Annotated in this window: 9 protein-coding genes; 4 read left to right on the top strand and 5 right to left on the bottom strand. The window is 57.0% G+C overall.

Annotated elements, in window-relative coordinates:
* The 4 genes from L991_RS04910 to L991_RS04895 all read right to left on the bottom strand — a co-directional run bounded on the left by L991_RS04910 (position 1) and on the right by L991_RS04895 (position 4,874).
* Positions 1–1,449 carry a glycosyl transferase family protein gene (locus tag L991_RS04910; RefSeq protein WP_052190625.1) on the bottom strand — a complete coding sequence of 483 codons (1,449 nt, stop codon included), beginning with the start codon at positions 1,447–1,449 and terminating at the stop codon, positions 1–3.
* On the bottom strand, positions 1,446–2,585 hold the full coding sequence (gene wecB / locus L991_RS04905; protein WP_231550485.1) for a non-hydrolyzing UDP-N-acetylglucosamine 2-epimerase: 1,140 nt from the start codon (positions 2,583–2,585) through the stop codon (positions 1,446–1,448). The genes L991_RS04910 and wecB overlap by 4 nt, the downstream gene beginning before the upstream one ends.
* 174 nt (positions 2,586–2,759) lie before the next feature.
* The gene (fba, locus tag L991_RS04900; RefSeq protein WP_047392939.1) at positions 2,760–3,827 is read right to left on the bottom strand and encodes a class II fructose-bisphosphate aldolase; all 1,068 of its coding nucleotides are present in this window, start codon (positions 3,825–3,827) and stop codon (positions 2,760–2,762) included.
* 123 nt (positions 3,828–3,950) lie between these two features.
* On the bottom strand, positions 3,951–4,874 hold the full coding sequence (locus tag L991_RS04895; RefSeq protein WP_047392936.1) for a hypothetical protein: 924 nt from the start codon (positions 4,872–4,874) through the stop codon (positions 3,951–3,953).
* A gap of 208 nt (positions 4,875–5,082) precedes the next feature.
* Here L991_RS04895 and L991_RS04890 point away from each other — a divergent pair, with 208 nt between their 5' ends.
* The 4 genes from L991_RS04890 to L991_RS04875 all read left to right on the top strand — a co-directional run bounded on the left by L991_RS04890 (position 5,083) and on the right by L991_RS04875 (position 10,498).
* A complete protein-coding gene (locus L991_RS04890; RefSeq protein ID WP_047392935.1) occupies positions 5,083–6,300 on the top strand; it encodes an MFS transporter in 1,218 nt (405 codons plus the stop codon).
* Between the two features lie 198 nt (positions 6,301–6,498).
* Positions 6,499–7,548, top strand: coding sequence for a polysaccharide deacetylase family protein (locus L991_RS04885; RefSeq protein WP_047392933.1), 1,050 nt, complete (start codon positions 6,499–6,501; stop codon positions 7,546–7,548).
* Between the two features lie 119 nt (positions 7,549–7,667).
* Positions 7,668–9,899, top strand: coding sequence for a carbohydrate-binding protein (locus L991_RS17445; RefSeq protein ID WP_197053812.1), 2,232 nt, complete (start codon positions 7,668–7,670; stop codon positions 9,897–9,899).
* A 170-nt stretch (positions 9,900–10,069) separates the two neighbouring features.
* Positions 10,070–10,498: a YkgJ family cysteine cluster protein gene (locus tag L991_RS04875; protein ID WP_034619468.1), complete on the top strand. Its 429-nt coding sequence runs from the start codon at positions 10,070–10,072 to the stop codon at positions 10,496–10,498.
* An 85-nt stretch (positions 10,499–10,583) separates the two neighbouring features.
* On the opposite strand, the gene L991_RS04870 is transcribed toward L991_RS04875, so the two are convergent.
* Positions 10,584–10,790: a hypothetical protein gene (locus L991_RS04870; protein ID WP_047392926.1), complete on the bottom strand. Its 207-nt coding sequence runs from the start codon at positions 10,788–10,790 to the stop codon at positions 10,584–10,586.
* Positions 10,791–10,812: the final 22 nt, after the last annotated feature.

Genomic DNA, 10,812 nt, shown 5'->3' with positions numbered 1-10,812 from the left:
TCAATCATCCGCATGCAGATCGGGGAAGTCGTGGCTGGTTTTATCCCATTTCACCGCGCTGCCCGTTTTGCGACTATTGCGCACCTGGAAAAAGGCGCGGAAAAACGCCCCGATATTGACCACATTGCCCACCAGCAGGCGCGGTATCGATTGCAGTGCTTGCCACCAGCCAAAATAGCGGCGGGTAAAAATAAAGCGCTGCAAGACGCGATTACACATAAACAAAAAGTTGATTCCCACCAGCGCCCACAGCCAGCTCTCGCGCGGAATCAGCTCGGGGAAAGTCCACCAATCGGGGTCGATTTCATGGTGTACCCAGGCCTGAAAGACCGAGAACACAATCAGGTAGCCCATCAGCAGCGATGGGAAGGCCAGCACGCTTTTGCGATCACGCATCAGCATATAGCGCATCAGGGGTTTACCTTGCCAGCCCAGGTTTTTCCAGCCCTGGAAGACAATACCCACGATCCAGCGCGATTTTTGCCGAATGGCCTGCCAGAGGTGGTTGGGAAAATATTCCTGCACGCAAATCATGCGGTGCACGCCTTTGCGGCCAAACCAGCTCGGCGGCTCGCCTTTAAACTGCACATCGTAGTGCAGCATCATTTCGCGCGCGCCCACCGCATGCAGCCGAAAGCCAATCTCATAGTCTTCGGTCAGCGTGCCGGTATCAAACACCACGCCGCCGTTGATTTGCTCCAGCAGGCTAATGGCTTTACGGCTAAACGCGGTGCCCACGCCAGCGCTTGGCACCTGGCCGGTCAGCATTTGCCGCACCAGAATATCCTTGCCGTGCCACTCGGCAAATTCATCGACATAGTGATTGCCCACCACGCTGGTCCAGCGCCGCGCCAGCGGCATCACGGGCAGCTGCACCAGATCAAACTGCGGCACCAGCCGGTTAAAGGCGCGCAGCTCCAGCGGGTGAATAATGTCTTCAGCATCGTGATAGGCCAAGCAACTGAAATGAATACCATCGCGCGCTTCCATCTCGGTGATAAAGGCAATGATGTTGTTCAGGCAATCGGCCTTGGTGGTCGGGCCGGGGTCGCGCGTGACGACCTTGTGCACATTCGGGTAGCGCGCAGCCACCTTATCGACTTCGGCCTGGGTCTCAGGGTCGTTCGGGTAAGTGCCGACAAAAATGTGGTAATTGTCGTAATCAAAGGTGCGCGCGGCATAATCGGCCATGCGCTGAATCACCGGCGCCTCTTGCCAGGCCGGAATCATAATTGCAATCGGCTGCTGGGTATCCTGATACAGCTCATCAGCATATTCTGGCAGGTATTCGCTGCGACGCCAGTCTTTACGGTGTGTCAAGCGCCATACCCAGTAGCGAACATCAATCAAAAAGTCATCAATCGAGCTAATAAAGATGGTAACAATCCCCACCCGCAGCAAAATGGCCAACACAAACCAATAGGTGGCCAAGAAATCAAGCCAGCTCATCGTGCGGCGCTCCAGGCTTTAATCAAGGCCACAATCTGCTGCGCCGCATCGCCACTGCCATACGGGTTTTTGGCTTGCGCCATCGCGGCATAGGCGGCGGGTTGTTCTAGTAATTCACTCACCGCCTGCACAATGGTGGTGGTTTGCGTACCGACCAATTTGGCGGTGCCAGCCACAACCGCCTCGGGCCGCTCGGTGGTATCGCGCATCACGAGCACCGGTTTTCCCAGCGCAGGTGCTTCTTCCTGAATGCCGCCACTGTCAGTCAAAATGATGTGCGCCTGTTTGAGCAAATACACAAAGGGCAAATAATCTTGTGGCGCAATTAAGTGAACATTCGGCACCTCGGCCAGCCAGCGCTGTACTGGCGCCTGCACATTCGGGTTGAGATGCACCGGATACACGACTTGCAAATCATCACGCTGCGCGAGTTGCGCTAACGCGGCACAAATCTGCTCAAACCCATCGCCAAAATTTTCCCGCCGATGGCCCGTCACCAGCAGCAGTTTTTTGCGGGGATCGAGAAACGGAAACTGGCTCGCCAACTCGGCAGCTAAGGCGGGTTCACGGTCGATGCGCTGGCTGATGCTGAGTAGCGCATCGATCACGGTATTGCCAGTAATGTGAATCTCGCCCTGCCGATGGCTGCTGCGCGTGAGGTTTTCGGCGGCTTGCGGCGTGGGCGCAAAATGCAGCGCGGCAAATAGCCCAACCACGGTGCGGTTCATTTCTTCGGGCCACGGCGCATCCAGCTGCCAGGTGCGCAAGCCCGCCTCAACGTGGCCAACGGGAATCTGCCGGTAAAACCCAGCCAGCCCGGCCGCCAAGGTGGTGCTGGTATCGCCATGCACCAGAATCAGATCAGGCTGCGCCTGCGCCAACACTTCATCCACGCCTTGCAAGGCGCGGGCCTGCAGCTGCGCCAGTTGCTGGCCGGGGGTCATTAAATCCAGATCATAGTCAGCCTGCAGCGCAAACAGCTGCATTACCTGATCGAGCATTTCTCGATGCTGGGCAGTGACACACACCAGGCTTTCGATGGCCGGATCGGCGGCCAGCGCATGCACCAATGGGGCCATTTTGATTGCTTCTGGCCGGGTGCCGAAGACCGATAACACGCGGATAGGCTGTTTCATCTTTCTTCCACCTTTCTGAATTTATGACCTGCAATTATATGCCGGCCAGATAATTTAGATGTGAAGTAAGAATTCGGATGTTGTGCACTATTACATCGACAAGGCCAATTGGGCAAAAAAAGACCGCACCGGCGCAAGCGCACAGTGCGGCAGAGGATGGAGACGGTGAATCGGCTAGGCCACTAGCGTGAGCTTGGGGGGCTGCGGGTGATATTTATGCTGCATTTTATCCAGCGACAGCGGTTTGATTTTGTCGGCCATCCCGGCGCACCCAAAATCAACATAGCGGGCACGGCAAATCGTTTGCATCGCACTAATGGCCGGTTTCAGATACTGCCGCGGGTCAAAATCAGCCGGATGCTCGGCCAGATGCTTGCGAATCGCGGCGGTCATGGCAAGGCGCAAATCAGTATCGATATTAATTTTGCGTACGCCCCAGCGGATGGCGCGCTGGATTTCTTCAATCGGCACACCCCAGGTTGGCGGCAGCTCGCCGCCATACTGGCGAATCTGCTGCAGTAAATCCTGCGGCACGCTGGAGCTGCCATGCATGACCAGATGGGTGTTCGGTATTGTGTCGTGAATAACTTTCACCCGCTCGATATCCAGCACTGCGCCCGTAGGTGGGGCGGAAAATTTATACGCGCCGTGACTAGTGCCAATCGCGATGGCCAGTGCATCCACTTGGGTGGCGGCCACAAACTCTTTGGCTTGCCACGGATCGGTGAGCATCTCGGCATGGCTGAGCGCGCGTTCGGCCCCCACCCCATCTTCAGCTTCGCCCCGGCCGGTATCGAGCCGCCCCAGGCAACCGATCTCCCCTTCCACCGAAACCCCGCAAGCGTGCGCCATGCGCACCACTTCTTGTGTTACCGCCACGTTGTAATCGTAGCTACTGGGGGTTTTGCCATCGTCGAGCAAAGAGCCGTCCATCATCACACTACTAAAACCATGCTTGATGGCGGTCAGGCAGACGGCCGGGCTGGTGCCGTGATCTTGATGCATCACAATCGGCAAATGCGGAAAACTGGCCAGCGCACCTTCGATTAGCTGCTTTAAAAACTGCTCGCCGGCGTATTTACGCGCCCCAGCGCTGGCCTGCAAGATCACCGGGCTGCGGGTGGCCTCGGCCGCCTGCAAGATCGCCTGCACCTGCTCCAGATTATTGACATTGAATGCGGGCACGCCGTAGCCGTGTTCGGCGGCGTGATCGAGGACCTGACGAAGCGAAACCAGTGGCATTGCCAACCTCTTATGTTGCGTTGCGACAAGGGCACTTTAATCATGCCCGAGTCGCACTACAAATAAGCGATTTTCCCATCAGGGAGATACCTGAAACCACTTGCTGCAGGCCAGCAATACCACTTATTCGCTGCGTTTGACCGCCGCGCGCAAGCTGGCGAGTTCCTCGGCTGACACCGCCGGCACAAACTGCGCCCCGCCCATGCCATCGGCAGTGAAGTTAATGGCCAGCGACAGCCGTTGCCCGCAGGCTTCGCCAGTCCAGGTTTCCTGCCATTGGCCGCGAATCAGCGTGTAGGGTTTGCTTGGGCTGAGCTTCAGTTGCAGATATTCTGCGCCACTCAGCGGCTGGCTGATTTGGAAATCCACCGGCTTGATGTCTTCATTGGTGCATTGCGCTGCCGTGGCTAGGCGCTGGAAGGCCTCGGTCACGACCGGATCGCGCATGACTTCGCGGCGTAAATTGAGTGGCGCCAAGCTCTCACCCAGCTCGCTCGCCCGTGCCCACGCTTCGCGATTAGCACATTGACGATACCAGTTGGCCCGCTCCGCCCCACTCAGCGCCGTGACCGAATTACTAATATCGGCGCACACCACCTCTTTTGCGGGGGTAAAGCCCTGCAAGGCCGATGAATAAATGAGTTCAGCGGCATACCGCTCGTTCTCACGCTCTTTCAGGCTGCGCTTGCCCAGCGCTTCATAGCGCGCCGGATCGACCCGGCCATTGGCGCCCTGCAAATCTTGTAGCGCTTCTTGTTTCAGCATGCCGCCCAGCAAAAACCGTGCTTCGGCATTGCTGCGTGCCAGCGGCTCTAATAGTTTACGCGCCGCGGCTACGTTTTTCTCGGTGCCTTTGCCGTGCATATAAAATTGCGCCAGCAACATCTTCACCGCGGGCGTCGCTTGGCCCGATTTCACATCGGCCTTGGCCGAGGCAAATGCCAAGGCATAGTCGCCTTTTTCCAGCGCGCTATTGATCAGAATCTCACCCGCCCACAGGCCGCTGGCCCACAGTCCGAGGCATAGCGATAACACCAGTCGTTGCATTATTTTCTCCATCCTGTTGTTGTTTTTCGCTGGCAGATCAAGCTGCGCAGCCTGTGCGTATCTTACTGTAGTCATCGCCGAGCGCCTACAGCTGCAGCTCACACCTGGATAGGCCCGACCTGTAAATATTACAGGCCAAGTTTGTAAGGCGCTTTCTATTGTTGGGCTAAATCCCTATCATGATGAACATTCGGATAAGGATGGCTTTATGACTGCCGCTCCCTCACTTTGGCGCAATCGCAATTTCATGCTGTTGTGGCTGGCTTCGATCATCAGCAATTTTGCCCTCGCCGTGGCCATGTTGGCCGAAACCTGGTACGTGGTAAAAACGCTGGACGCCAAAGCCCAGCTGGGCCTAGTGATGATTGCGGGCTCGGTGCCCAGGGTGTTGCTGATGGCCGTGGGCGGCGTATTGGCCGACCGGATGCCGCGCAGCCGGATTATCTTTATCTCGCTGGCCAGCCGAGTGCTAATGCTGTTTGGTTTGGTCGCCCTGCTATATTGGCAGCGGCTGGATATCTGGGCGCTCACCGGCTTTGCCTTTCTATATGGCGCGCTGGATGCTTTTTTCTGGCCGGCGCGCGATGCACTCACCCCCACTATCGTGCCAGAACACGACCTCACCCGCGCCAACTCGGTCATGCTCACCACCAATCAGGTGGGGCTGGTGTTTGGCCCGGTGCTAGGCGGCATTTTGCTGGCAGCGCTGTCGTATGAAACGATTTTTGCCCTCACCGGCGCCACGCTGCTGCTGGCGACCTTGTGTATTTGGCTGATTAAAGAGCCTTTCACGCCCCGCGCCGTGCAAGCCGGGCATTCGATGCTCAGCGAGCTAAAAGAAGGCGTGCAATATGCGCTGCAAACCCCGGTCTTGCGGGCGCTGATGCTGGTGTATGCCGCCGCCAATTTATTATTTATGGGGCCATTGGCGCTGGGTATTCCGCTGATCGTCACCGAAAACCTCGATGGCCAGCCAGCGACCTTGTCATTTCTGAATAGCGCCTTTGCCGCCGGCATGGTGCTGGGCGGGATTTTGCTCACGCTGTATCCGCCACAACGCAAGCGGCTGCTGATGATCACGGTGATTATCGCGCTGGAAGGCGTGCTACTGGCTTTGCTCGCCCACACACATTGGGTCTGGGTGGCGGTGGGCATTCAGCTGCTGATCGGGCTGGGCGTAGCCGGTAATAATGTGCCGATGATGTCCCTGATTCAGCAGTTTTCCGACAAGGCCAAGCTGGGCCGGGTAATGAGCCTGAACAGCATGGCGTCGATGGGGCTCACCCCGCTGTCGTATGCGATGGTTACCGGCATGCTGTCGCTGCACTGGTCAATTGGCTGGATCATGCCCGCCTTTGGCCTGCTAATGAGCGCGGTGATGGTGTATCTGAGCTGGCAAATGGCGGTGATTCGGCAGACCGACTAAGCCCTAGCCGCGTCGCAAGTCGTGTAGTTGGCGCAAATTCACTACACAACTCGTGAATACACGCTGCGGCCGCCTAAAGATAAACCATTAAAAATAAAAGGCTTTTCAAAGCCACATCGCCATTCGTGAAATTGTGCGCTAGGCACACCCCGAATTGTCATGTGGCAAGGCATGATGCCTCCATCGCTTGGAGTGCACATGATGTTTCACCGCCTGATTACCTGTTTTTTTCTCTTGCTGAGCCCGCTGCCGCTGCTGGCCGCCAGCTTGCAAGTGCAGCCTTGGCCCGCTGGCGCCAAAGCGGCGCATACCATCGCCCATGATGATGTGTGCGGTGGAAATACCGGCGGGATTTTTCAGCATGCCCTGCCCGTGCTGCAAGCCCGCGGCCTGCATGCTAGCCTGGGCGTGATTGCCGGATTATGTAACGAGCAACAATGGCAGCAGCTCAAACAAGCGCTGCAAGCCGGGCATGAATTGTTTAATCACACCACCAGTCACGTCGGCATGCTTGAGCCGGGCAGCCTCGCCCCGATCGCGGGTTGGGATAATCTGAAAGAAATTGCTCAAGCCCAACGACTGGTGCAGGCCAAACTAGGCTACAGCATGCAATTTGTGGCCTTCCCCAGCGATCTAGCCACGCCCGAAGCCAAAGCCTTTGCCGCGGCCCAGCCGGAAATCCTCGGGCTCAGAGCGGCCAAACACCTCTACGATGGCAGCAATGCCGGCCTGAATGTCGTCGATGAAATCGACCCGCTGTTTGTGAAATGGGATATGTACTGGCGCGATGGCAAATGGTCGCGCTACAAACCGGCCAACGGCAATATGCTGATCCAGCATGCGCAGGCCGCGCTCGAGAGCGGCAGCTGGAGCTATCGCACCATGCATGGCGTGGCCGATGGCTCGTTTGAAAGCGTGCCGCTGGCCCAATACACCGAATACGCCGATTTTCTCGCCGCCAAAGTCAAAGCGGGCGAGCTATGGGTCGCACCGCCCACCACCGTGCTGCGCTATGCCATCAGCCGCCAGCAATGTGCGCTGCAATTACAAGGCAAGCAGATCAAAGTCGATGCCAGCGGCCCCGATTGCCAGCGCTATCACACCGCGCTGACTGTCGACCTCACCCCCGACGCCGACTGGCAAGGGCAATTTAGCCAGCAGGGCCAGAAGCTGGCCAGCCAGAAACTCGCCAGCGGCCAATACCGTATTTTGCTCGACCCGACCAAGGGCAATGTGCGCATCCAATAGAGGTATAAGCCTCAACAATAATAAATAAAAGACTTACCGGGCAATACCCCAAGAAGCGTGACGAGTTGTGCCGATTCCGGTAGCGGGCAACTCACCTAACTAGAAAGAGGATGGAGATTATGCAAGCCAAGAACATGGGCCACGCCCTGGTGTTCGCATTACTCACCAGTGCTGGTCTGGTGTTGAATCCGGCGCAGGCCACAACGCCCACGCCAAGCCCCACCGCGACGCCGAGCTACCCAAGCTGGGATAGCGCTGCCGTGTATAACGGTGGCCAGCGCGTCATTTATAACAGCCAAATCTACGAAGCCCGCTGGTGGACGCAAGGCAATAATCCGGCCGAGGCCGGTGAATGGGGGCCGTGGAAATTAATCGGCGCAGGCCCAACACCCACCCCGAGCCCAACCCCCAGCAGCAATGTGGTAACACTGACGGCCAGCCAGGTGCCGAATGGCGTTAAACCTTGCGGCAGCGCTAATTATGCCAACTGGCAAAGCAATCAGAACTATGCCAGCGGCGCGATTGTCGCCGTGAGCAGTACTAGCGTACCGTTTCTGGTCTTCACTGCGCAGCAAGCGCATTTGAGTACAGCCGCCAATCAGCCACGCGACAACGGCAATGGCACCATCAGCTACGACCGTACCGTGTGGGCGCCAAGCAATGCCTTGCCCGCGCCGTGCCCATCCTTAACGCCATCACCTACCCCAAGCACGCCGCCGGTTAACCAAGCGCCAACAATCAGTTTGGATACAGCTGCATCGGTGAGCTGTCAGGCTCCATTCCTGCTCAAAGCGAATGCGAGCGATAGCGATGGCTTAGTAAGCAAAGTTGAATTTTTTGTTGATAACAACTTAGTCGGTAGTAAAACCAATGCGCCGTACGAGCTGACTGTGAGCAATACCAACGGCTGCTCGGCGATTGGTAGCAAAAAAGCCATCTACGCTGTGGCCACCGATAACCTAGGTCTGCAAACTCGCTCGGCCACGATCAACGTCACGATCGTCAGCGATATCGTGCCAACGCCTAACCCCACCCCAATCGCCACCTATGCAAACTGGAATGCCACGACGGCCTACACCAGTGGTCAGCGGGTGAGCTATAACGGCCGCGCCTTTGAAGCCAAATGGTGGACACAGGGCCAGACGCCAAATGCCAACGATCAGTGGGGGCCGTGGAAAGATCTGGGCGTGATTGGTAATGCAACGCCAAGCCCGACGCCCGTGATCACCGCAACACCAACCCCAACGGTGAGTGCGTCACCAAGCCCAACACCAAGCGCCACACCAACGGCCACGCCAAGCACGACGCCCGCTGGCAACCTCAGCCTGACGACCGCGGCCATCACCACCTGGAAAAACGGCGCCAAAGGCGCGTATTCACTGGTGCATGATGATTATTGCTCGATGTATTACGGCACCGATCCATACATCAAAATCATGGACCCAGAGCTGAAGAAACGCGGTCTGGTCGCTGGTTTTGGCATGATCACCGGCAGCTGCTCAGAGCAACACTGGGCGGCGGCGAAGACCTTTATCGCCAATGGCCATGAAATCGTGAGCCACAGCCGCAATCATCCGAACCCGTATATTCCGGATGCCAGCCTGGAAACCGAAATCAACGGCGCTACGGCCGATATCGCGGCCAAACTGGATGGCTATCAAGCTAGCTACTTTATCTGGCCGGGTGATGTGGCATCGACCAAAGCAGTCGATTTCCTGAAAGCGCAGCCCAACTTCATTGGCGGTCGCGCAACGCATCTGGTCGATGGCTCCGGCCCGAACAATGCGGTGGATTACACCACCATGCCAGCCGGGGTGAATCCAGCCAACTTTGATAATCCATACCGCGTGAAGTGGGACTTGTTTACCACCGATGGTAAATGGTCGCTCTATCCAATGGGCAGCGAGATTCTCAATCTGCACATTGATGCGGCCATCAGCCAGGGCGGCTGGGCGACGCGTACCGCTCATGGTGTCGATACCGGCTACTGGGAGACCATTCCACTCAATCGCTATCTGGCTCACCTCGATTACGCCAAGGCCAAAGTCGATAGTGGCGAGCTGTGGATGGATACCCCATCGAATGTGATCAAGTATCGCTACGCCCGCGAAAAATGCAGCTTGATTGTGCCAACCGTGGTGGGTAATCGCAGCATCGGCTTTAACACCAGCGCCGAATGCCAGAAATACGCCACCCCAGTGACGCTGCAGCTTACAGTCGCCAATCTGCGCGGCACGCTGCAAGCCACGCAAGGCGGTCAGGCCTTGGCAGTGAAGGCCGGCCCAGCTGGTAGCTGGCTGGTGACCGCGCACCCACTGGCCGGCGGCATCACGCTGAGCGACAGCCAGTAAACACCGCACGACATCTTTTCCCCGCTCGGGTCAGATACTCTGCTTGAGCTTGCCCCCGTACTGCCATCCGGCGTACGGGGATTTTTTTCTGTCATCACCCTGTGCTACTCTTCGCGGCTGATTCGACCAAGACGTGCGCGCCACCCCGGCGCTAGAACACGCGAAGCAGGATGGACGTGGTAAATCTGAAGAAACGCAATATCATCACCATCACCGATCTCGATCGCACCGAGACTTGGGTGAAGTATTACAACGGCTTATGTGACGACTGCGTCGGCAGCTGCTGCACCATGCCGGTGGAAGTCAAAATCGTTGATCTGATCCGTATGGGTGTAGTGGATGAATTTGATGCGGTAGAGCCGGCGAAAAACATCGCCAAACGGCTGATGAAGGCGCGCATCATCGAGCATTTCAATTTCAAAAACGAAATTTACACGCTGGCGCGCCGGGCCAATCACGACTGTATTTATCTGGATGAGCGTAGCCGCCGCTGCACCATCTACGAAAACCGCCCCAATACCTGTCGCAAACATCCGCAAGTCGGGCCACGTCCCGGGTATTGCGCGTATAACCAAAAACGCGAAACGGCCAAGTGTTAAAACTTGGCCGCCGCAGCTTACTATCGGGGTATATCTAGAAAGAATTGAATTTAACGAGACCTCCAGAATATACCCACCCCTAGTATTAGCATATCTGTTCACCCTCCTCGGATGATGGCCCCTCTCGCGTCACTGCCGCAGCCAATAAAGCCGCTTCATACGCCGCCAGCTGACTGTCATCCATCTCTGGTCGGAGTTGCTCAAGCTTAGTCGCCGCGACATAGGCTTTAAACGGATGCGGCGCCTGCACTTGTTGCAGCAGCTCATCCAGTTGCGCCAGACTAACCGTCATGATTTCAGCTCCTTGCGATGCT

It is taken from the genome of Chitinibacter sp. ZOR0017 (assembly GCF_000799095.1).
Taxonomy (GTDB): domain Bacteria; phylum Pseudomonadota; class Gammaproteobacteria; order Burkholderiales; family Chitinibacteraceae; genus Chitinibacter; species Chitinibacter tainanensis.
This window is presented reverse-complemented; position numbering and strand designations above follow the sequence as displayed.

Excerpts from the sequence above, each read along its gene's own strand:
- L991_RS04910 (WP_052190625.1), bottom strand. The coding sequence starts at position 1,449 with ATGAGCTGGCTTGATTTCTTGGCCACCTATTGGTTTGTGTTGGCCATT.
- wecB (WP_231550485.1), bottom strand. The coding sequence starts at position 2,585 with ATGAAACAGCCTATCCGCGTGTTATCGGTCTTCGGCACCCGGCCAGAA.
- fba (WP_047392939.1), bottom strand. The coding sequence starts at position 3,827 with ATGCCACTGGTTTCGCTTCGTCAGGTCCTCGATCACGCCGCCGAACAC.
- L991_RS04895 (WP_047392936.1), bottom strand. The coding sequence starts at position 4,874 with ATGCAACGACTGGTGTTATCGCTATGCCTCGGACTGTGGGCCAGCGGC.
- L991_RS04890 (WP_047392935.1), top strand. The coding sequence starts at position 5,083 with ATGACTGCCGCTCCCTCACTTTGGCGCAATCGCAATTTCATGCTGTTG.
- L991_RS04885 (WP_047392933.1), top strand. The coding sequence starts at position 6,499 with ATGATGTTTCACCGCCTGATTACCTGTTTTTTTCTCTTGCTGAGCCCG.
- L991_RS17445 (WP_197053812.1), top strand. The coding sequence starts at position 7,668 with ATGCAAGCCAAGAACATGGGCCACGCCCTGGTGTTCGCATTACTCACC.
- L991_RS04875 (WP_034619468.1), top strand. The coding sequence starts at position 10,070 with ATGGACGTGGTAAATCTGAAGAAACGCAATATCATCACCATCACCGAT.
- L991_RS04870 (WP_047392926.1), bottom strand. The coding sequence starts at position 10,790 with ATGACGGTTAGTCTGGCGCAACTGGATGAGCTGCTGCAACAAGTGCAG.